This window comes from Dechloromonas hankyongensis (assembly GCF_022012295.1).
GTDB classification, from domain to species: Bacteria; Pseudomonadota; Gammaproteobacteria; order Burkholderiales; family Rhodocyclaceae; genus Azonexus; species Azonexus hankyongensis.
This window is the reverse complement of the sequence record NZ_JAKLTN010000001.1, coordinates 303,009-323,361: the sequence shown is the minus strand read 5'-3', so window position 1 is coordinate 323,361 and position 20,353 is coordinate 303,009. Positions and strand designations below refer to the sequence as shown.

At 66.4% G+C, this 20,353-nt stretch carries 18 protein-coding genes and 1 pseudogene; 11 read left to right on the top strand and 8 right to left on the bottom strand.

What is annotated here, in order from left to right; translation table 11 throughout:
* Window positions 1-6 precede the first annotated feature (6 nt).
* The 4 genes from LZ012_RS01540 to LZ012_RS01525 form a co-directional block, all read right to left on the bottom strand.
* On the bottom strand, window positions 7-975 hold the full coding sequence (locus LZ012_RS01540) for an alpha-ketoacid dehydrogenase subunit beta (protein WP_275706820.1): 969 nt from the start codon (window positions 973-975) through the stop codon (window positions 7-9).
* A gap of 10 nt (window positions 976-985) precedes the next feature.
* The gene (locus LZ012_RS01535; protein ID WP_275706818.1) at window positions 986-1,948 is read right to left on the bottom strand and encodes a thiamine pyrophosphate-dependent dehydrogenase E1 component subunit alpha; all 963 of its coding nucleotides are present in this window, start codon (window positions 1,946-1,948) and stop codon (window positions 986-988) included.
* A gap of 168 nt (window positions 1,949-2,116) precedes the next feature.
* Entirely contained in the window at window positions 2,117-3,451 is a 1,335-nt protein-coding gene (locus LZ012_RS01530; RefSeq protein WP_275709592.1) for a GAF domain-containing protein, read from the bottom strand.
* Window positions 3,451-3,933: a hypothetical protein gene (locus tag LZ012_RS01525; protein ID WP_275706815.1), complete on the bottom strand. Its 483-nt coding sequence runs from the start codon at window positions 3,931-3,933 to the stop codon at window positions 3,451-3,453. Before LZ012_RS01525 ends, LZ012_RS01530 begins: the two co-directional genes overlap by 1 nt.
* Before the next feature lie 325 nt (window positions 3,934-4,258).
* On the opposite strand from LZ012_RS01525, the gene LZ012_RS01520 reads away from it, so the two are divergent.
* Window positions 4,259-5,173 carry a branched-chain amino acid transaminase gene (locus LZ012_RS01520; protein ID WP_275706813.1) on the top strand — a complete coding sequence of 305 codons (915 nt, stop codon included), beginning with the start codon at window positions 4,259-4,261 and terminating at the stop codon, window positions 5,171-5,173.
* Window positions 5,174-5,224: 51 nt separating this feature from the next.
* Here LZ012_RS01520 and LZ012_RS01515 read toward each other — a convergent pair whose 3' ends face one another.
* The gene (locus LZ012_RS01515) at window positions 5,225-6,109 is read right to left on the bottom strand and encodes a DMT family transporter (protein WP_275706811.1); all 885 of its coding nucleotides are present in this window, start codon (window positions 6,107-6,109) and stop codon (window positions 5,225-5,227) included.
* 14 nt (window positions 6,110-6,123) lie between these two features.
* A complete protein-coding gene (locus LZ012_RS01510; RefSeq protein WP_275706809.1) occupies window positions 6,124-6,441 on the bottom strand; it encodes a chorismate mutase in 318 nt (105 codons plus the stop codon).
* Window positions 6,442-6,741: 300 nt separating this feature from the next.
* On the opposite strand from LZ012_RS01510, the gene LZ012_RS01505 reads away from it, so the two are divergent.
* Window positions 6,742-7,308 (top strand): Tll0287-like domain-containing protein, encoded by a 567-nt coding sequence (locus LZ012_RS01505; protein ID WP_275706807.1) that lies wholly within the window; start codon window positions 6,742-6,744, stop codon window positions 7,306-7,308.
* A 33-nt stretch (window positions 7,309-7,341) separates the two neighbouring features.
* On the opposite strand, the gene LZ012_RS01500 is transcribed toward LZ012_RS01505, so the two are convergent.
* On the bottom strand, window positions 7,342-8,232 hold the full coding sequence (locus LZ012_RS01500; protein WP_275706805.1) for a LysR family transcriptional regulator: 891 nt from the start codon (window positions 8,230-8,232) through the stop codon (window positions 7,342-7,344).
* A gap of 100 nt (window positions 8,233-8,332) precedes the next feature.
* Here LZ012_RS01500 and LZ012_RS01495 point away from each other — a divergent pair, with 100 nt between their 5' ends.
* The 5 genes from LZ012_RS01495 (at window position 8,333) to LZ012_RS01475 (ending at window position 12,596) form a co-directional block, all read left to right on the top strand.
* Window positions 8,333-9,214 carry a DMT family transporter gene (locus LZ012_RS01495; RefSeq protein ID WP_275706803.1) on the top strand — a complete coding sequence of 294 codons (882 nt, stop codon included), beginning with the start codon at window positions 8,333-8,335 and terminating at the stop codon, window positions 9,212-9,214.
* Window positions 9,215-9,328: 114 nt separating this feature from the next.
* Window positions 9,329-9,718: a PTS sugar transporter subunit IIA gene (locus tag LZ012_RS01490; RefSeq protein ID WP_275706801.1), complete on the top strand. Its 390-nt coding sequence runs from the start codon at window positions 9,329-9,331 to the stop codon at window positions 9,716-9,718.
* Window positions 9,719-9,732: 14 nt separating this feature from the next.
* The gene (locus LZ012_RS01485; RefSeq protein WP_275706799.1) at window positions 9,733-10,002 is read left to right on the top strand and encodes an HPr family phosphocarrier protein; all 270 of its coding nucleotides are present in this window, start codon (window positions 9,733-9,735) and stop codon (window positions 10,000-10,002) included.
* 5 nt (window positions 10,003-10,007) lie between these two features.
* Entirely contained in the window at window positions 10,008-11,750 is a 1,743-nt protein-coding gene (ptsP, locus tag LZ012_RS01480; protein WP_275706797.1) for a phosphoenolpyruvate--protein phosphotransferase, read from the top strand.
* Between the two features lie 15 nt (window positions 11,751-11,765).
* A complete protein-coding gene (locus LZ012_RS01475) occupies window positions 11,766-12,596 on the top strand; it encodes a phosphate/phosphite/phosphonate ABC transporter substrate-binding protein (RefSeq protein ID WP_275706794.1) in 831 nt (276 codons plus the stop codon).
* 520 nt (window positions 12,597-13,116) lie between these two features.
* Here LZ012_RS01475 and LZ012_RS19760 read toward each other — a convergent pair.
* A pseudogene (locus tag LZ012_RS19760) lies at window positions 13,117-13,182 on the bottom strand (hypothetical protein); the annotation flags it as partial.
* Window positions 13,183-13,189: 7 nt separating this feature from the next.
* Between LZ012_RS19760 and LZ012_RS01470 the strand changes: the two are divergent.
* The 4 genes from LZ012_RS01470 to LZ012_RS01455 all read left to right on the top strand — a co-directional run bounded on the left by LZ012_RS01470 (window position 13,190) and on the right by LZ012_RS01455 (window position 20,347).
* On the top strand, window positions 13,190-14,500 hold the full coding sequence (locus tag LZ012_RS01470; RefSeq protein WP_420839489.1) for a response regulator: 1,311 nt from the start codon (window positions 13,190-13,192) through the stop codon (window positions 14,498-14,500).
* Window positions 14,501-14,643: 143 nt separating this feature from the next.
* Window positions 14,644-16,854 (top strand): TonB-dependent receptor, encoded by a 2,211-nt coding sequence (locus LZ012_RS01465; protein ID WP_275706790.1) that lies wholly within the window; start codon window positions 14,644-14,646, stop codon window positions 16,852-16,854.
* Window positions 16,855-17,036: 182 nt separating this feature from the next.
* Window positions 17,037-19,139, top strand: a complete 2,103-nt coding sequence (locus tag LZ012_RS01460; RefSeq protein WP_275706787.1) for a TonB-dependent receptor — start codon at window positions 17,037-17,039, stop codon at window positions 19,137-19,139.
* Window positions 19,133-20,347, top strand: coding sequence for a sialidase family protein (locus LZ012_RS01455; protein ID WP_275706785.1), 1,215 nt, complete (start codon window positions 19,133-19,135; stop codon window positions 20,345-20,347). The genes LZ012_RS01460 and LZ012_RS01455 overlap by 7 nt, the downstream gene beginning before the upstream one ends.
* The last annotated feature ends 6 nt before the right edge of the window (window positions 20,348-20,353 follow it).

Sequence of the window (20,353 nt, the reverse complement as noted above, 5' to 3'; positions counted from 1 at the left end):
GGCAAATCAGGCCGCGTGCGGCAGGCAGCTGCGCCGCGCCGCGTCGGCTATGGCTGCCGCTTGCGGCACGTAGGCCTGTTCGAGGGGGTAGCTGGCGGCGACCGGGGCATCCGGCCCGCCGAGGCGAACGACCGGTGCCTTGAGCGCGGCGAAGGCTTCTTCGGCCACCTGGGCGGCGATCTCGGCGCCGACACCGCACAGGCGGTTGGCTTCGTGCACGACGACCAGCCGGCCGGTCTTGCGCACCGAGGCGAGGATGGTCGCCATGTCGAGCGGCTTGATGGTGCGCAGGTCGATGACTTCGGCGTCCAGCCCTTCGCTGGCCAGCGTTTCGGCGGCGGCCAGGCAGTGATGGACGGTCTTGCCGTAGGAAACCAGGGTCACGTCGCGGCCCGGGCGGACGATGTGGGCCTGGCCAAGCGGCAGGATGTGCTCGCCTTCCGGCACCTCGCCCGGGGCGTAGAGCAGGCCGATGTCGAGGAAGAAGAGCACCGGGTTGTCGTCGCGGATCGCCGCCTTGAGCAGGCCCTTGGCGTCGGCCGGGGTCGAGGCCATGACGACCTTGAGGCCGGGGCTGTGGGCAAACCAGGCCTCGACGCTGTGGTTGTGCTGGGCGCCGACGCCCCAGCCGGCGCCGGTCATGGCCAGGGTGACGAGGGGGAAGGAAAACTGCCCGCCGGAAATGAAGCGCAGCTTGCCGGCGCTGTTGACCAGCTCGTCCATGGCATAGCACAGGAAGGGGGCGAACAGTAGGTCGACCACCGGGCGCATGCCCATGCCGGCGGCGCCGACGGCGGTGCCGGCGATGATGCCTTCGGCCAGCGGCGTGTTGCGGATGCGCCGGCCGCCGAATTCGCGGACCAGTTCCTGGCGCTTGGTGGCGATGCCTTCGCCGAAGGCGATCACCTTTTCGTCGCGCCGCATTTCCTCGGCGAGGGCGGCGCCGACGGCATCGTGGAGAGTCAAAGCAGGCATGGTCGTTTCCTCAGGCGTAGATGTGGCGCAGCATCTGTTCGGGCTGCGGATAGGGGGAGTTCTCGGCAAAGGCCAGGGCCGTCGCGATGCGGTCTTCGACGCGGGCGGCCAGGGCGTCGGCGGTCGCCACCGTCAGCCGGCCGCTGTCGATGAGCTGCTGCCGGCACAGGGTGATCGGGTCGCGGGCGAGCCAGGCGTTGCGCTCGGCCGGATCGACGTAAGCCTGGTCGTCCGGCTCGAAATGGCCGCGCGTGCGGTAGGTCAGCGTTTCGAGCAGGTAGGGACGGCCGGTTTCGCGGATCGTTTCCCGCGCCTGACGGGCCGCTGCGAGGACGGCCGAGACGTCGTTGCCGTCTACGGTGGCGGCCGGGATGCGATAGGAGGCGGCCCAGTCGGCGACGTGGTCGCGGCTGTTGGCTTCGCGGCGATGCACGAAGGCCTGCCAGTGGTTGTTCTCGCACACGTAGAGGATGGGCAGGTTCCACAGCGAGGCGAGGTTGAGCGATTCGTGGAAGCTGCCTTCGCAGGCGGCGCCGTCGCCGAAGAAACAGGCGACGATACCCAGCTGGCCCTGCATCTGCTGCGCCAGCGCGACGCCGGTGGCCATCGACAGCTCGGCGCCAACGATGGTCGAGGTGAGGACGACGCCGAGTTCCTTCACCGAAATGTGCAGCGAACCGCTCATGCCCTGGCAGTAACCATCGCTGCGCCCCATCACTTCGGCGAGCAGGCGCCCCGGATCGGCGCCGCGCGCCAGCAGGTGGCCGGCGCTGCGGTGGTTGGTCAGGATCAGGTCGTCGCCGCTCAGGGCATTGACGATGCCGACGGCGGCCGCTTCCTGGCCGACCGAGGTGCAGGTTCCGGGCACCTTGCCGGCGGTGCTGCCGGCGACGATGGCATTCTCGTAGGTACGGACCAGCAGCATTTGCGCGTACAGGCCGGTGAGGTCGTTGGGGTGGGGTGTCTGGGGCATGGCGGCTTTCCTCGGTGGACGATGAGTCCAGTCTAGCCACCCCCAAATCGCCGACAAGAGCCATGCCGGCTGCTTACGATTCTTTTAAGAAATGCTGAGTGAAGATTTAAGGTTTCGGCCGGATTTGGCCGAAAAGCGTCCGCAAACCGGCCGTCAATCAGCCTTCGATCAGCCTTCGATCAGGCTCAGCGGCCGGGTGATATCGAGGCTGTAACGGCCGCGCCCGACCTTGCCGATCTGGATGCCGGCGCCGCGTTCGGCCAGCCGGCGCTGGAGCAGGACCAGCCGCGCTTCGAGGTTGTCGCTGACGCCCGGCAGGCGGATGCGCGAATCGACGCGCAGCCCCTTGTTGGTGAAGCCGGTTCGCCCCCGCTTGGCGTAATCGCTGAGGATGGCCCACAGGATGGCGCCGGCCACGCCCTTGATCAGGTAGTCGTCGTCGATAAAGACACTGGCGTTGGCGGCGAAGTAGCGCACGGCCACCGGCGGGCCGTCGGGCGGGGCGCTGCGGACCTCGCCGTCGTCGGCCTCGTCCGGCAGTTCCTCGCTTTGCTGGTGGTGGGCCATCGCCAGGCCGAGCTGGCCGGCAAAGGCGATCAGGGCGTCTTCGTCATCGTAACCGAAGTGCAGGTCGTTCACGCTTTCGACATAGAGCACGCCGAGCAGGCGATCCGGCGCGCCGATCGGCACCGCCAGCTGGCTGCGCGCCGCGGGTAGCCCGGGCAGCGGGATGAGCGTTTCCAGCGTGGCACCCTGGCCGTCCTCGGCGATCTGCTCGCGGATGGTGCGGCCGTAGCTATATTCGGTGGTCATGAAGCCAATGCGGATCGGCGTCCGCTCGCGGGCGGCAATGCCGATCACTCCGGCCCCGACCGGAATTTCGGAGCCGACGCCGGATTCCGGGTAGCCGCGGCTGGCCAGGGTGTACAGGCAGCCGCGCGCTTCGTCGAGCATCAGCAGCATGACCTGGCCGATGCCGAAGTCCCGCGTCACTGCATCGAGCGCCGATTCGAGCAGGCAGTCCAGGTTGGGGCAGCCGGCCAGGCGCTCGGTGGCCCGGCGCAGCGCGGTCAGGTAGTTTATCGGCAGAATGGGCGGCGGCAGGGTCGGGCCGGCCATCTGCACGATGGCGTCGACTCGGTAGAGGTCCGATCCGCGCAGGCGGAAGACGCCGGACATGCCCTCGTGCGAGGCGATCCCGGCCAGCTTGGCCTTCATCTGCTCGAACAGCGGCCCGGCCGTTTCGGTGCGCAGGTAGGTCAGCTTGAGCAGGTATTCGGCGCCGGTCAGGTAGCTGTTGAGCAGCAGGCGCACCGGCGATCCGGCCAGCAGGTTCTGCCGGGTCTTGTTGAAGAACTGGTAGGACAGCGCGACGTGCTCGTTATCGACGAACTGGACCTGCGACAACAGCGCCAGGTTCGGCGTGCCGGCCTCGTCGCAGGTCGAGATGATGCCGGGGATGACGCCGTCGAAGCACTCGCGGATGGTTTCCAGGCGCGGCATCACGCGGCTCTCCCCAGCAGTTCGCCGGCCTTCGGACCCGGCGTCTGGGTAAAGACCGCGTTCGGCACATAGCTCAGCATGACCAGATCGGCCGGGTCATAGGCGAAGATGGTGCGCGCCACGCTCTCCGGCACGCCGAGCGGCACCACCTGCTTCAGGAACAGGGCAAGATGGCCCTCGATCAGCGCCAGATCGGCTGCCGGGAAGGCCTCCACGCGGACGTCGTCACCCTTGATCTGGATGGTGCGGTTGGTGCTCGGCAGGCAGAAGACGTTGGCGATACGGCCGGTGGCCTGGACGAAGCGGAAGAAGTCCGGCGAGCGCGAGTGGCGCAGAAAAACAGCGATCCGGCGCCCATCATCGACGAACTTGCAGCCCACGGCGCGGATAACGCAGTTGTCGCGGTCGTCACCGCAAGCCGCCAGGCTGATGCTGACGCCGCTGCACAGAAAGTCGCGTTGCTCCTGGTCGAGTAATTCCATGAGGCTTTGTCCAATGCCGTATGCGTGGCGATTAGAGCATGAAAGCGGGCGTTTGTTCATGTCATCCGGATGAGCGACCGGCGGCTTTCTTAATAGCCTCGCCATTCCGGTTTTTGCATCTGTCGTCATGCGTGAATTAAGTTCATCTGAACGTGTGTCAATTCGTTTGAGCGCGTGCGGCGGGGGCGGCATGCTGGCTTCACCGCCTTCGTCCGTCTGCGCCTCGCCTACCCGGCGACGACGCCCCGGGAACTGGCCCACCCCACCCCCGGTGAGCCTCCACGGCCGCTTCGGCGGCCATTCCACGGTTACCAGGAGAACGATCATGCAAGACCGCGACGGTTACATCTGGCTCGACGGCCAGTGGCTGCCCTGGCGCGAGGCCAAGGTGCACGCGCTGACCCACACCCTGCATTACGGCTACGGCTGCTTCGAGGGCATCCGCGCCTACGAGACGGCGCACGGCCCGGCCATCTTCCGACTCGACGAGCATTTGCGCCGGCTGCAGGATTCGGCCCACATCCTGGCCATCGACCTGCCGTTCGACCGCGCCGCGCTGGCCGCTGTCTGCCGCGAGGCGGTCAGCCGCAATGGCCTGCGCAGCGCCTACATCCGGCCGCTGGTTTTCCTCGGCGCCGAAAAACTGGGCGTGGACCCGGCCGGCGCCGACACCCACGTCATGGTCGCCGCCTGGCCGTGGGGCGCCTATCTCGGTGGGCAGGCCATCGAGGCGGGCATCCGTGTCCGCGTCTCGTCCTATGCGCGGCACCACCCCAATGTGCAGATGTGCCGGGCCAAGGCGATCTCGACCTACGCCAACTCCATCCTCGCCGTGCGCGAGGCGCGACGCGACGGCTACGACGAGGCGCTGCTGCTCGATACCGAGGGCTACGTGGCGGAAGGCTCGAGCGAGAACGTGTTCATCGTGCGCGACGGCGAAGTGCTGCAACCGGAGACCACCTCGGCGCTCGACGGCATCACCCGCCGCACGGTGGAAACGCTGGCCCGCGAGGCCGGGCTGGCGGTGCGCGCCAAGCGGATCACCCGCGACGAGGTGTATTGCGCCGACGAGGTCTTCCTGACCGGCACGGCGGCCGAGATCACCCCGGTGGTCGAGGTGGATGGCCGGCGCATTGGGCGGGGCCAGCCGGGGGCGGTGACCCGCCGGCTGCAGGAGCGTTACTTCGCTTGTGTGAAGGGTGAAGATGTCGCCCACACCGACTGGCTGAGCGCCGTGTGATGCCCGTCAGACGGCCATCGGGGCCGGGTTAACCCGCCCCGATGACCTGACTCAGACGCGCCGCCGCAAGCCGGCCAGCATCTCCCACTGATGCACGCTCAGGCCGAGCAGGATCAGCGCCGTGCCCAGCCACAGGCGCAGGCCGATGCTTTCGCCGTTCAACCAACTGCCGAGCAGCAGGGCGAGGACCGGGGTGATCAGCGTGATGAGGGCCACCTTCGCGGTTTCGAGGTGCTTGATCACGTAGTAGTACAGCGCGAAGCCGATCACCGAGCCGAACACGCCGAGGTAGGCGACGGCTGCCCCGGCGCGCGGCGGCACAATCGCCGGCAGCTGCCCGTCGGTGCTCCACCAGACCAGCGCGAACAGCGGCAGCGACACGCTCAGCGAGCCGACGGTGGTGGCCAGCGGCGGGCTGTCGTCGCCGATCTGCTTGAGCCAGACCATGCCGCCCGAATAGATGGTCACCGCGCACAGTACGGCGAATAGCCCGGCCAGCGCATGTTCATGACCGAGGCTGTCGCCGTGGACGAAGATGGTGGCCAGCCCGCCGGCGCCGAGCAGCATGCCGATCAGCTTGACCCGCGTCAGCGAGCGTTCGCCGACGAACACGGCGCCGAGGATGGCGGCGGCCAGCGGCGACAGCCCGAAGAGCACCGAAATCAGCCCGGAATGGATGTAGCGCGCGCCCCAGTAGGTCAGCGCCATGCCGCCGAACAGGGCCAGGCCGCCGACCAGGTAGGCGCGGCGCGCCCGCTCGTGGAGCGGAAAGCGGATGCGCCACAGCGCGATGATCAGCCCGGCGACGACGACGCCGATCAGCATGCGGAGCAGCACGGCCAGTGCGAAGCCGATGCCTTGCGTGCTCCACTGGATGGCGAGCGGGGTGGTGGCCCAGATCAGGACGATGGCGAGATAGGCGAGGGGGACGGACATGTTTTTCCTCCGGTTCAGTGCGCGTGGGGCGAGGGGGGATGCAAGGCGGCCTGGTGCCGCTGTTCGCTGTCGATAAAGGCGGCGATCATCGCCCGCCAGGTGGCGTCGACCACCGCCGGCTCGGCGCCGGCTTCCAGCGCTACGGCCTGGACGCGGGCCAGCACCTCGGCGACGCGCTGCGGGGCGGGCACTTCGGCCACCGTTTTCTTGAAGCCGGCGGCCTGGCGGACATAGGCGCCGCGTTCGGCGATCAGGGCGACCAGCTGGCGGTCGAGGCGGTCGATGTGCAGGCGAACCTCGGCCAGCGAGGCGCAGGGGGCGATACGGGTCATGGCAACTCCTTTCGACGGGCGGTGGAACGACGGAAAACAAAAAGGCCGCGGGTTCTTATGCCGCGGCCTTTGCTGAAATCGGGATGTATCGACGACTAATCCATCCCCGGCCCCGGACAAACGGCGGCGCGCCACGCACGCAGGATGCGGCGCGGCAGCGGAATCAGGGCAAACAGGGAAATCGCGAGAGTCATGGCTTTATTGTGGCGGCATATTGTGCGGTGCGTCAAGCGTCGGCCAGGTGGTCGGGGATCCGACAAAGGTTTAACATAAGCGTTTTCTGATTAACCAGATTCCATCATGAAGACACTGCTCCCTATGGCGCTGCTGTGCGCCGCCCTGCCCGCCCTGGCCCAGGATATCGGTGCCCTGACCGCCGAAACGAAACAGGCCGTGCTGCCGGTGGTGCCCAAGGTGGTCGCGGCCATGCAGGAGGCGGTCGCCGAGAAAGGCGTGGCCGGGGCGATTCCCGTGTGCAAGGAACAGGCGCCGGCGCTGATCCAGACCAAGCGCCGGGAAACCGGCTGGGACATCCGCCGCGTCAGCCTGAAGACGCGCAACCCCGAACGTGCCACGCCGGATCTGTGGGAAGCCCGTCAGCTGGCCGATTTCAACATCCGCGCCGCCAACGGCGAAAAGATCGAGACGCTGGAAAAGAGCGAGATCGTGACCATCGACGGCAAGCCGGTGCTGCGCTACATGAAGGCTCTTCCGGTCGGCGATGTCTGCCTGAACTGCCATGGCGCCGCCGACAGTTTTGCCGCCGGCCTGCAGGCCAGGCTGGCCGAAAGCTATCCGCACGACCAGGCCACCGGCTACAGCAAGGGCCAGATCCGTGGCGCGCTGACCGTCAAGCGGCCGCTGTAGAAACGCCCGGCCCGACTGCTGCGGCAGTCCCGCTCAGCCGGCGCCCATCCCGGCTAGGTGTCGGAACAGGGCCGCCGCCGCTGGACTGAGCGCCGGCAGCGAACGGACGCACAGCTGCAGGTCGCGCGGCGCCCAATCGTCGGTGATTTCGACGGTGACGACCCGTTCGGCCATTCCCGCCGACACCGCCGAGCGCGGCACCATGCCGATGCCGACCCCGGCCGCCACCATGCGGCACACCGCATTGAAGCTGCGCACCTGGATGCGCACGTCGAGCCGGCCGCCGAGGCGGGCGGCGTGGTTCATCATGAAGGTATGGATGGCGCTGCCGGCGTGCAGACAGACGAAGGGTTCGCCCAGCACCCGGGCGAAGGCGACGGCGGGTTGGCTGGCGAGTAGATGGCCGGCGGGAACGATCAGCACCAGACGGTCGCGGCGGTAGGGGCGGGTTTCCAGCCCAGCCAGATCGCCTTCGGCGGCGACCACGCCGATATCAACCTGGCCGGCCGCCACGGCCTGGATGATGGCCGGGCTCGGCTGCTCCTCCAGACTGATGCGCACCTGCGGCTGCTCGCGCAGGAAACCGCCGAGGTCTTCCGGCAGAAAACAGTTGATGGCGTTGGTGTTGGCGAACATGGTGACCTGGCTGTGCAGGCCGCTGGCGTAGGGGGCGAGGTCGGCGTGCATCTGCTCGAGCTGGGCGAAGACCTGGCGGGCGTGGCGGAGCAGCGATTCGCCGGCCGCCGTCGGCGTCAGGCCGCGCGCATGGCGGGCGAACAGCGGCACGCCGAGCGCCGCTTCGAGTTGGGTCAGGCGGTGGCTGGCCGACGAGGGGGCGAGGTGTACCTGGTCGGCGGCACGGGTCAGGCTGCCGCTGTCGGCAATGGCGGCGACCAGGCGGAGGTCGGGCAGGTCGTAGCGCAAAGTTTCGTTTCCATCGAATGCTCATTTTCGATAATACCAATTGTCGCTCCGATTGGAGCGGGTTTTAATTCGGCATCTCGATAGTGAACTGGAAACGACTTTGGAAAAATCGAACGCTTATGGTGCTGGCTTGGCCCTGGTTGCGGCGTTCGGTTTCTCGCTGAAAGCCATTTTCGTCAAGCTGGCCTATCCCTACGGCGTCGATGCCATCACCCTGCTCGTGCTGCGCATGGGCTTTTCGCTGCCGGTCTTCCTGTGGGTCGGCGTGGCCAGCCGCAAAGCCGGCGGCGACCTGTCCACCGGCGACTGGGGCAAACTGCTGACGCTTGGCTGCCTGGGCTACTACGGCGCCAGCTTCCTCGACTTCTGGGGCCTCGAATACATCTCGGCCGGCCTCGAACGGCTGATCCTGTTCACCTATCCGACGCTGACCATCCTGATCGGCGTGCTGTTCCAGGGCAAGCCCTTCACCCACCGCGAGGGCATTGCCGTCGTGCTGTGCTACAGCGGCATCGGCTTTGCCTTCCTGCACGACCTGAACCTGGGCGATACGCAGAGCGTGTTGATCGGCGGGGCGCTGGTCTTCGGCTCCAGCGTTTCCTACGCCATCTACCTGTCGGGCAGCGCGACGATGATTTCCCGCCTGGGGGCGATGCGCTTCTCGGCGCTGGCCTCGCTGGTATCGTCGGGCGTCATCCTGGTCCACTTTCTGGCCGCCCACCCGTTGTCCGCCTTCGTCCAGCCCTTGCCGGTCTATGGCTGGGGTCTGGCCATGGCCGCCTTCGCCACGGTCATTCCGGTTTTCGCGCAGGCCGCGGCTATCCGTCATGTCGGTGCCGGCCGTGCCTCCCTGTTCAGCATGGTCGGCCCCATCCTGACCATAGCCTTCGGCTGGTGGCTGCTCGACGAGCACATCTCGGCCGCCCAGATGGCCGGCGCGGCGCTGGTCGTCGTCGGAATCCTGATCGTCAGCCGCAAATAAACCGCTGCGGGACGCCCGCCAGGACGAAAAACCCATATCGGATAGGGCTTTGAGGTGTAAAACAAGCGGTCGACTGCGCTTTCCCGGGCAAAGGCTTCGGTTAGAATCCGCAGCATGATCGGCATTCTTCTCATCACGCATGGAAGCTATGGCGAGGCGCTCATCCAGAATGCCTGCCACGTGCTGAACAAGCGCCCGCTGCAACTGAACCAGCTCGGCCTGTCCCCGCAGGACGACCCGCTGGACCTGTTGCCGCTTGCCGAGCAGATGCTGCAGCTGGTCGACAGTGGCGACGGCGTGCTGGTGCTGACCGATATTTTCGGCGCCACGCCGGCCAATCTCGTGCTCAAGCTGCTCCAGCCGGGGCGGGTCGAGGGCCTGGCCGGCGTCAACCTACCGATGCTGCTGCGTGCCCTGAACTATCGCGACAGGGACATGGAGACCTTGCTCACCCGCGCCCGCGACGGCGGCCGCGATGGCATCCTCAACATGCTGGACCATTAACCGGAAACGAATTCATGCTCACCCAGGAAACCGAAATCATCAACAAGCTTGGCCTGCACGCCCGTGCCTCGGCCAAGCTGACCCAGCTCGCCGGCAAGTACAAGTGCGAAATCTGGATGAGCAAGGGCACCCGCCGCATCAACGCCAAGAGCATCATGGGCGTCATGATGCTGGCCGCCGGCAAGGGGTCGATGGTCACGCTGGAAACCGATGGCGCCGACGAGGCGGAGGCGATGGAAGCCCTGCTCGCGCTGATCGCCGACTACTTCGGCGAGGGAGAGTAAGCCACATGAGCTTTACGCTGCACGGTTTGGGAGTATCCGGCGGCATCGCCATCGGGCGCGCCATGCTGATGTCGCACGCCACCCTCGAGGTGGCCCACCTGACGCTGGCACCGCGCCTGATCGACAAGGAAATCGAGCGTTTCGACGCCGCCGTCAAGGCGGTCAAGGACGAGCTGATCCTGATGAAGGAGAATACCGAGCACGCACCGGCCGAGCTCAACGCCTTCATCGACATCCACACCATGTTCCTGGAAGACCCGGAACTCGCCGAAAAGCCGCGCGACATCATCCGCGAGCGGCGCTGCAACGCCGAATGGGCACTGGTCCAGCAGATGGAGCACCTGGTCGATCAGTTCGACCAGTTCGAGGACCTCTACTTGCGCGAGCGCAAGTTCGACGTCGTGCAGGTCGTCGAGCGCGTGGTCAAGGAACTGCTCGGCCACCCCGGCCGGGCGGCGCTGAAGAACGCCAAGAAGTCCAAGGAAGAAAGCCTGATCGTCGTCGCCCACGACCTGTCGCCGGCCGACACCATCGCCTTCAAGGAACACCGCTTCGCCGCCTTCATCACCGACGTCGGCGGCGCCACCTCGCATACCGCCATCCTCGCCCGGTCGATGGCGATCCCGGCCGTGCTCGGTCTGGAAAACGCCCGCGGCCTGATCCGTGAAGGCGAACTGCTGATCGTCGACGGCCTGCGCGGCGTCATCATCGTCAATCCCGACCCGCGCGTCCTCGACGAATACCAGTTGCGCAAGGAACAGATCGAGCTGGAGAAGTCCAAGCTTCGGCACCTGAAGAGCGCAAAATCGGAGACGATCGACGGCGTTGAAGTGCAGTTGTTCGCCAATATCGAATTGCCGGGCGACGTCCCGGTCGCCCTCGAATGCGGCGCCGAAGGCGTCGGCCTGTTCCGTACCGAATTCCTCTTTCTCGACCGCGGCGACATGCCCGACGAGCAGGAGCAGTACGAGGCGTACAAGAAAGTGGTCAAGGGCATGGCCGGCCGGCCGGTCACCATCCGCACCTTCGACCTCGGCGCCGACAAGGACCTGAACCCGCAGGCTTCGGCCGGTGACCGCGTCAAGACCAACCCGGCGCTCGGCCGCCGTGCCATCCGCCTGTCGCTGGCCGAGCCGCGCATGTTCCAGACCCAGCTGCGCGCCATCTTGCGCGCCTCGCGGCACGGCCCGATCAAGCTGCTCATCCCGATGCTGGCCCACGCCCATGAGATCGACCAGACCCTGGCCGCGCTGGAGCAGGCCAAATCCAGCCTGCGCGGCGAAAAGGCCGCTTTCGACGAGAACATCGAAGTCGGCGGCATGATCGAGATTCCGGCCGCCGCGCTGGCCATCGGCCTCTTCCTGCGCCGCCTCGATTTCCTGTCGATCGGCACCAACGACCTGATTCAGTACACGCTGGCCATCGACCGCACCGACGAACAGGTGTCGGCGCTCTACGACCCGCTGCACCCGGCCGTCCTGATGCTGGTCGCCCACACGCTGGCCAGTGCCGAGAAGGTCGGCATCCCCGTGTCGGTGTGCGGCGAAATGGCCGGCGATCCCGAATTGACCCGCCTGCTGCTCGGCATGGGCCTGCGCACCTTCTCGATGCACCCGTCGCAGATTCTGCGCGTCAAGCAGCGCGTGCTGAAATCGGAGGTCAACGAACTGGCCCCCAATGTCCGCAAGATCCTGCGTCTCGACGAGCCGGGCAAGCTGCGCGAGGCCCTCGCCCGGCTCAACGCCTGAGCCGCCGACCCCCACATGCGCCGCCCCTTCCTCAAACTCTGCCTGGCCGTGGCCCTCGCTGCGGCGGGCGGCCTGGCCGCCGGCCAGGAGCAACGCCCCTTCGTGCTCGGCATCGCGCCGCACACCAGCGCCCGGGTCATCCTCGAAATGTACCAGCCGCTGCGCCGCCAGCTCGAAACGAGCCTGCAGCAGCCGGTCGAGGTGCAGACGGCGCCGGATTTCACCGAATTCGCCCGGCGCGCCCTCAACCAGGAATACGACATCGCGGTGACTACCGGCCACCAGGCCCGGTTGTTCCAGCTCGATGCCGGCTACCTGCCGCTGCTCACCTACGTCGCCGACTTCAAGGCCGTCGCCCTGGTCGACAAGAACGGGCCGGTCAAGAGTCCGGCTGATCTGAAGGGCAGCAGCGTTCTCGGCCTGTCGCCGAGTTCGCTGGTTACCCTGTGGGGGCAGCAGTGGATGAAGAAGCAGAACCTCGGCGATGTGCCGGTGCGCTACGTTTCGGCCGCCGACAGCGTCAGCCTGCAGGTGCTGGCCGGCGAAGCGGCCGCCGGCTTCACGTCGCTGGCCAATTTCCAGAAACTGCCGGCCGAGCAGCGTATCCGCCTGCGCATCCTGGCCCAGAGCGAACCGATGGTCGGCCGTGTCTACATGCTGAACAAGCGGTGGACCAAGGAGCGCAAGGCGGTGGACAAGGCGCTGGCCGGTTTCGCCGCCAGCGACGACGGCAAGGCCTACTTCGCGCAGAACAAGCTGGACGGCTATCGGCCGCTCAAGCAGCGCGAGCTGGAGGCGATGGACCCCTACGTCGCTGAAACGAGGCAGGTGCTGGGCGGCAAATGAAATTCGCCTCGCCCCTGCGCTCGGTTCGCGGCCAGTTGCTCATCGTCGCCATCGTCATCGAATCGGTAATGCTGAGCCTGCTGGTGGCCAACAGCCTGCGCCTGCTGACCACCCATATGGGCCGGCAGGCACAGCAGCACGTCGATGAAATCGTCCCGGTGCTCAGCGCCGCCATCGTCGCGCCGCTCGCCCAGCGCGACTATGCCACCGTGCAGGCGGTGCTCGACGAAAGCACCAAGGTCGGCGGCATCGACTACGTCGTCGTCGCCAACAAGGACGGCCGGTTGGTCGCCAACAGCGGCTGGCCGGTCGGTACGCCGCTGCCGGCGGCCGATTCCCGGCTCGACCTGTTCGACAACCAGAAAGACAAGCCGCGCTACGACGTTGTGGTGCCGATCACTGCCTACGGCCAGAAAATGGGCAAGCTGCACATCGGCCTCGACCTGTCGCAGATCCGTACCGCGCACGACCAGCTGTTCACCCAGGGCATCGGCATCGCCTTGCTTGAAATGCTGTGTTCGGCCGGCCTGATGATCCTGCTCGGCTATTTCCTGACCCGCCACTTGGGCGACCTGACCCGGGCCAGCGAAGCGGTGGCCGCCGGCAACCTGACGCCGCCGCCGGTGCCCGAAGGCAAGGACGACGTCGGCCGCCTGGGGGCCGCCTTCAATGCCATGTCGCGCGCCGTCGGCGAACGCATCCACGAACTGACCGCCGCCCGCGACGAGCAGGCCCGCCTGGCGCGCAGCGCCGAACTCGCCGCGCAGGCCAAGACGGCCTTCCTGGCCACCATGAGCCACGAAATCCGCACGCCGATGAACGGAATCCTCGGCATGACGGAACTGGCGCTGAAGACCGAACTGACCGAGGAGCAGCGCGAATACCTGACCTGGGTGAAATCGTCGGGCGACAACCTGATGCGGGTGCTCAACGACATTCTCGATTTCTCCAAATTCAATGACGGGAAACTGGCCCTGGAAAAGACGCCGCTCGACTTGGCCGGCATCCTCGACAGCGTCGTCAATCTGTACGCCATCGTCGCCGGCAACAAGGGCCTGCGCCTGTATTGGGAAGCGGAGGGCGAAATTCCGGACCACCTGCTCGGCGACCCGGTGCGCATCCAGCAGGTGCTCAATAACCTGGTGTCCAATGCCATCAAATTCACCGAGCGCGGCGAAGTCGCCATCCGCATCGGCTGCCAGCCGGAGGCCGACAGCCGGTATTGGCGCGTCCGGCTCACCGTCAGCGACACCGGCATCGGCATTCCGGCCGACAAGCTGACCGCCATTTTCGACCCCTTCGCCCAGGCCGAGGAGTGGACGACCCGCAAGTACGGTGGCACCGGGCTCGGCCTGTCCATCGTCGACCGCCTGGTGCGCCTGATGCACGGGGCCATCCAGCTCGACAGCACGCCGGGCCAGGGCTCGCGTTTCGTCATCGACATGGTGCTCGAGCGCAGCGACAGCGGGCAGCCCGAAGCGGCCGAGCTGGACCAGGAACACGCCCGGCGCACCCTGGCCGGCAAACGCATCCTGCTGGTCGAGGACACCCCGGTCAATCAGAAAATCGCCGAAAAGCTGCTTCAGCGCTATGGCTGCCGGGTGGCCATCGCCGCCAACGGCGTGCAGGCGCTGGCGGTGGCGGACGGCCAGGAATTCGACCTGGTCCTGATGGACATACAGATGCCGGAAATGGACGGCCTCGAAGCGACCCGCCGTCTGCGCCGGCGCGAAAGCGAGCGCACGCTGCCGCGCTGCCCGATCATCGCGATGACCGCCAACGCCATGCAGGACGACCGCGACCAGTGCCTCGCGTCCGGCATGGACGATTTCATCGCCAAACCCTTCCGCGCCGACGAGTTGGTCGCCACCGTCGCCCACTATCTGCACGCCGCCGAAGAGTAAGGCAACCCGCCGGGCCTAATCCGGCCACCTAGTTATTTGGCATGTGACGAATTGTCGCGCGGCAATTTGCCACATTCCCGCCGCCCTGACCGATGCGGACAATCTGCCCCCGCACAAATACCAATAAAGTCAGGGAGAAAGATATGGGGTACTCACTCCGCCCGTTGGCGGCAGCGGTCGCTGTCGCCTGTTCCACCATGGCCTGGCAGCAGGCCTACGCGCAAACGACGCTGAACGAGGTCGTCGTCAGCGCCGGCAAGATCCGCGAGGCGGCCACGCCGCAACAGGTCGGTTCCGCGGAAATCGCCGCCCAGCACGCCATCACCCGCGATACCGCCAGCCTGCTGCGCGATGTGCCCGGCGTCAGCCTGTACGGCGCCGGCGGCGTCTCCAGCCTGCCCGCCATCCATGGCCTGGCTGACGACCGGCTGCGCATCACGGTGGACGGCATGGATTTCATTTCCTCCTGCCCCAACCACATGAATCCGCCGCTGTCCTACCTCGACCCGACCAACGTGGCGAAAATCAGGGTCGTTGCCGGCATTGCGCCGGTCAGCGTCGGTGGCGACAGCATCGGCGGCGCCATCATTGCCGAAACCCTGCCCCCCCAATTCGCCGCGCCCGGCCAGGGCACGCTGGCCAAGGGCGAAGTCGGCGCCTTCGCCCGCAGCAACAACAACGCCGTCGGCGGCAACCTGGCGGCGACGCTGGCCACCGAGAACCTCAGCATCAGCTACAGCGGCGCGCTTGCCAAGGCCGATAACTACAAGGCCGGCGGCGATTTCAAGCGGACCACCGCAACCGGCCGCAGCGGCCACACGCTGGCCCTCGACGAAGTCGGCTCCACCGCCTATGACAGCCGCACCCACACCCTCGGTTTCGCGGTACGCGGCGGCAATCACCTCGTCGAGGCCAAGCTCGGCTACCAGGACGTCCCCTACCAGCTTTATCCCAACCAGCGCATGGACATGCTCGACAACGAGCAGAAGCGGCTCAACCTGCGCTATCTCGGCCAGTACGACTGGGGCCTGCTCGACGCCCGCGCCTACTACGAGGCGGTCGATCACTACATGAATTTCGGGGACGACAAGCAACTGGTCTACGGCACGGCGGTCAATGGCATGCCGATGTACAGCCGTGGCCGCACCACCGGCTTCAACCTGAAGGCCGACATCGATCTCGGCGACCACGATCTGCTGCGCGTCGGCGGGCTGTACCAGCACTACACGCTGCATGACTGGTGGCCGGCCTCCGGCACCGGCGGCATGTCGCCGCTCAGCTTCGAGAACATCAATGCCGGCCGGCGCGACCGGCTGGGTGTGTTCGCCGAATGGGAAAAGCGCGTCAGTGCGCAGTGGACCTCCCTGCTCGGCGCCCGCTACGAGCGGGTGGAAACCGACGCCGGCAATGTCCACGGTTACGGCAACGCCATGGGCAGCCAGCTGACCGACACGGCGGCCTTCAATGCCCGCAGTCACGCACGGGCCGACAACAACGTCGACCTGACCGCGCTCGCCCGTTACACCGCCAGCCAGACGGCCGATCTCGAATTCGGCCTGGCGCGGAAGGTCCGCTCGCCCAATCTGTACGAACGCTACACCTGGTCGACGTGGAGCATGGCCGCCGTCATGAACAACTTCGTCGGCGACGGCAACGGCTACGTCGGCAATCCCGACCTGAAATCCGAAAAGGCCTACACCGCCTCGTTCACATTTGACTGGCACGCCGCAGACCGCAGCTGGGAACTCAAGGCCACGCCGTATTACACCTATGTCGACGACTACATCGACGCCGTGCGCTGCACCGCCGGTTCGGCCTGCACGGCGAACAACACGACGACCCGCAACCAGTTCGTCGTCCTCCAGTACGCCAACCAGGATGCCCGCCTCTACGGTGTCGACCTCTCCGGCCGCGCGCCGCTGGCCAGGACCGGCTTCGGCGAATTCGGCATCAAGGGCCTGATCAACTACACCAAGGGCGAAAATCGCGACACCGGCGACCACCTGTACAACATCATGCCGCTCAACGCCAGGCTGAGCCTGACGCACCAGTCGGGTGGCTGGGCCAACGCCATCGAGTGGGCCGGCGTCCACGGCAAGCGCGACGTGTCGGGCGTGCGCAACGAAATCGCCACTGCCGGCTACAGCCTGATCCATTTGCGCGCCAGCTACACCTGGCAGAACGTCCGTGTCGATTTCGGCGTGGAAAACCTGTTCGACCGCTTCTACTACCTGCCGACCGGCGGCACCTATACTGGCCAGGGAACGACCATGAGCATCAACGGCATTCCCTGGGGCATCGCCGTGCCAGGCATGGGGCGCGCCTTCTATGCCGGCCTGAACGTCAAGTTCTGACCGTCGCCCGCGACGCGATACCGGCCGCCGATGACATCCGCCTAAGATGGTGGTCGGCCGGGCGTCTGCGCTTCAGGTGCGACAATTTGCCACATTCCCGCACAGGGGGGCGATCCGTAATATTCGATCCTAACTGGCTGTTTAATAAAGAATTTTTGATACAGATCAATTAGGGTTCGATGATGAAGGCTTTCGCACTTGCGCCGCTGGCGCTGGCAGTACTTTCGGCATTTGCTTCGGTCAACGCAGGCGCTGCCGACACCGCCCTCGGTGAAGTGACCGTTACCGCCACCCGCGAAGGGCAACTGGTCAGCGAAACCCCGGCCACCGTCGGCGTCATCAAGGAAAAGACCCTGCGCGAAGTCAAGCCGACGCACCCGAGCGAGATCATGGGCCAGGTAGCCGGCGTGTGGGTCAACGTGACCGGCGGCGAAGGCCATCAGACGGCCATCCGCCAGCCGCTGACCACCAACCCGGTGTACCTCTACCTGGAAGACGGCGTGCCGACCCGCTCGACCGGCTTCTTCAACCACAACGCCCTGTACGAGGTGAACCTGCCGATGGCCGGTGGCATCGAGATCAACAAGGGGCCGGGCAGTGCGCTCTACGGTTCCGATGCCATCGGCGGCGTGGTCAACGTGCTGACCCGCAAGCCGCCGAGCAAGCCGGAAATCGAAGGCTCCATCGAAGGCGGCAGCTACGGCTGGGCGCGCACCATGGTTTCCGGCGGCAGCGCCTTCGGCGACCATGCCTTCCGCGCCGACCTCAACCTCAGCCACACCGACGGCTGGCGCGATACCACCGCCTACGACCGGCAGAGCGGCACCCTGCGCTGGGACAGCGCCATCGGCGACGATGCGACGCTGAAGACGGTCGCCACCTTCTCCAAGATCGACCAGCAGACGGCCGGCAGTTCGGCCATCTCGAAGAGCGACTACGACAACAACCCGAAGGCTAATTACACGCCGATCTCGCTGCGCAAGGTCGATGCCTTCCGCCTGTCGACCGCCTATGAAAAGGAGTGGGGCAACTCGCTGCTCAGCATCACCCCCTACTACCGCAATGACTCCATGGACCTGCTGGCCAACTGGTCACTGTCCTACGACCCGACCATCTACACCACCGAAAACCAGTCCTTCGGCGCCCAGGTCAAGTACCGCCACGACTTCGAGCCGCTACGCACCCGCGTCATCGTCGGCGTCGACCTCGACCATAGCCCGGGCAGTCGCGTCGAGAACCGCATCAACACGACGTCCATCGGCAGCGGCTACACCAAGATCTATACCGGCTACACGCTGGGCGCCCGGATCTACGACTACGACGTGACCTACCAGGGCGTTTCGCCTTACGTGCATGGCGAGGTTTCGCCGACCGACAAGCTGCGCATCACCGCCGGCCTGCGCCAGGATCATGTCACCTATCGCTTCGACAACCGCTACGGCACCTCGCCCATCGTCGTCGGTTCCGCCTATTACGGCCAGGTCGCCGACGGCGACCACACCTTCAACCACCTCAGCCCGAAGCTGGGCGCGACTTACGCCTTCAGCGAATCGCTGAATGGCTTCGCCGCCTACAACCACGCTTTCCGCGCCCCGTCCGAGGGCCAGCTGTTCCGCCCTGCCGTCGCGTCCAGCGCCGCTGCGGCCGACGCCGCCGCCGTCTCGGCCAGCAACCTGAAGCCGATCAAGGTGGACAGCGTCGAAACCGGCCTGCGCGGCAAGGTCAATTCGGCCGTCAATTACGAAGTGTCGGTCTATTACATGACCAAGACCGACGACATCCTGAGCTACCGCGATCCGGTCACCAACATCACGACCGCCACCAACGCCGGCAAGACCCTGCACAAGGGCATCGAAATCGGTCTCGGCGTCCAGCTCGCCGCCGCCTGGCGCCTCGATGCCGCCGTCTCGCATGCCAAGCACACCTACGGCGACTGGCGCGTCGGCAATGTCGATTACACTGGCAAGGAAATGGAACTCGCCCCGCGCACCATCGCCAACACCCGCCTGACCTGGGGCGATGCCAAGACCGGCATGGCCCAGGCCGAGTGGCTGCATTTCAGCAGCTGGTGGTCCGATCAGGCGAACACCACGAAATACGACGGACACGACCTGCTCAACCTGCGCGGCGCCTACCCGCTCTATCGCGACATCAGCCTGTTCGGCAATGTGCATAACGTGACCGACCGCCGCTACGCCGAAAGCACCGGCGTCACTTCCGGCAACGCCACCTTCGCGCCCGGCCTGCCGCGTACCTTCACCGTCGGACTGCAGGCCAAATGGTGAGCCTGAGTACTCGCTGCGCTATTTGGCTGGCCGGCGCCCTGCTCGCCGGCAGCGCCTTGGCGCATGACCATGGCAGCCATGCGCCAGCCGACGGCAAGCCGGCGGCCAAGGTCGATTACGCCAAGGTATGGCTTGAAAAGCAGCAAACCGCGCCGCGCTTGGCCGTTGCCGCCGACTTCGACGCAGTAGGCAAGCTGTGGCTGGCCCGTGTCGTCGGGCAGCAGATTTTCGTCAGCCATTCGCCGGCCGCCGGCAAGCCCTTCACCGAGCCGGTCGCCGTCAATCGCCAGCCGGAGCTGATCTCTGCCGACGGCGAGGCCCGCCCGCAGATCGCCGCGGTCGGCGACCGCGTCTATGTCAGTTGGACACAGGCCCTGCCGCAACCCTTCGCCGGGCATGTGCGCTTCGCCGTCTCCGAGGATGGCGGCCGGACTTTCAGCGAACCGGTCACCGTCAATGACGACACCCGGCCGATCACCCATCGCTTCAACGCCATGCTCGCCGACTGCCGGGGCGTGACGCTGGCCTGGATCGACAAGCGCGATGGCGAAGGCAATGTGGACTATCGCGGCGCCGCCATCTACACCGCCCGATCGACCGACGGCGGGCGCAGCTTCGCAGCCAATCAGAAGCTGGCCGACCATTCCTGCGAATGCTGCCGGCTGGGCCTGGCCGCCGATAGCGACGGCACGCCGGTCGTCTTCTGGCGCCAGGTTTTCGGCAAGAACGTCCGCGATTTCGCCCTGGCCCGTCTCGACGAGCCGCTGCGCCGGGTGACCGAGGATGGCTGGGAAATCGACGCCTGCCCGCACCACGGCGGCGGACTGGCCATCGACGGCCAAGGCAGCCGCCACCTGGCCTGGTTTACCGGTGCCGAGAAATCGCCTGGTCTGTACTACCGCCGGATCGACGGCGAAACGATGAGCCCGCCCCTGCGCTTCGGCAATCTCGACGCCCAGGCCGGCCACCCGCAGGTCGCGGTGCTCGGCCAGCAGGTCGTGCTCGTCTGGCGCGAATACGACGGCCGTCAGCACAGCGTTCGCCAGATGGTCTCCCGCGACCGCGGCGGGCACTGGTCGTCCCCCTCGACCATCACCCGTACCGCCGGGGCAGCCGACGATCCCCTGCTGCGCGCTGACGGCAAGGCGGTCTGGCTGATCTGGAACACCGCCGCGGAGGGCTTGAAGCGCGTGAAGGTCGCCTTATGAAACGGC

Excerpts from the sequence above, each read along its gene's own strand:
- LZ012_RS01540 (WP_275706820.1), bottom strand. The coding sequence starts at position 975 with ATGCCTGCTTTGACTCTCCACGATGCCGTCGGCGCCGCCCTCGCCGAG.
- LZ012_RS01535 (WP_275706818.1), bottom strand. The coding sequence starts at position 1,948 with ATGCCCCAGACACCCCACCCCAACGACCTCACCGGCCTGTACGCGCAA.
- LZ012_RS01530 (WP_275709592.1), bottom strand. The coding sequence starts at position 3,451 with ATGCCGCGCCTGGAAACCATCCGCGAGTGCTTCGACGGCGTCATCCCC.
- LZ012_RS01525 (WP_275706815.1), bottom strand. The coding sequence starts at position 3,933 with ATGGAATTACTCGACCAGGAGCAACGCGACTTTCTGTGCAGCGGCGTC.
- LZ012_RS01520 (WP_275706813.1), top strand. The coding sequence starts at position 4,259 with ATGCAAGACCGCGACGGTTACATCTGGCTCGACGGCCAGTGGCTGCCC.
- LZ012_RS01515 (WP_275706811.1), bottom strand. The coding sequence starts at position 6,109 with ATGTCCGTCCCCCTCGCCTATCTCGCCATCGTCCTGATCTGGGCCACC.
- LZ012_RS01510 (WP_275706809.1), bottom strand. The coding sequence starts at position 6,441 with ATGACCCGTATCGCCCCCTGCGCCTCGCTGGCCGAGGTTCGCCTGCAC.
- LZ012_RS01505 (WP_275706807.1), top strand. The coding sequence starts at position 6,742 with ATGAAGACACTGCTCCCTATGGCGCTGCTGTGCGCCGCCCTGCCCGCC.
- LZ012_RS01490 (WP_275706801.1), top strand. The coding sequence starts at position 9,329 with ATGATCGGCATTCTTCTCATCACGCATGGAAGCTATGGCGAGGCGCTC.
- LZ012_RS01485 (WP_275706799.1), top strand. The coding sequence starts at position 9,733 with ATGCTCACCCAGGAAACCGAAATCATCAACAAGCTTGGCCTGCACGCC.
- ptsP (WP_275706797.1), top strand. The coding sequence starts at position 10,008 with ATGAGCTTTACGCTGCACGGTTTGGGAGTATCCGGCGGCATCGCCATC.
- LZ012_RS01475 (WP_275706794.1), top strand. The coding sequence starts at position 11,766 with ATGCGCCGCCCCTTCCTCAAACTCTGCCTGGCCGTGGCCCTCGCTGCG.
- LZ012_RS01465 (WP_275706790.1), top strand. The coding sequence starts at position 14,644 with ATGGGGTACTCACTCCGCCCGTTGGCGGCAGCGGTCGCTGTCGCCTGT.
- LZ012_RS01460 (WP_275706787.1), top strand. The coding sequence starts at position 17,037 with ATGAAGGCTTTCGCACTTGCGCCGCTGGCGCTGGCAGTACTTTCGGCA.
- LZ012_RS01455 (WP_275706785.1), top strand. The coding sequence starts at position 19,133 with ATGGTGAGCCTGAGTACTCGCTGCGCTATTTGGCTGGCCGGCGCCCTG.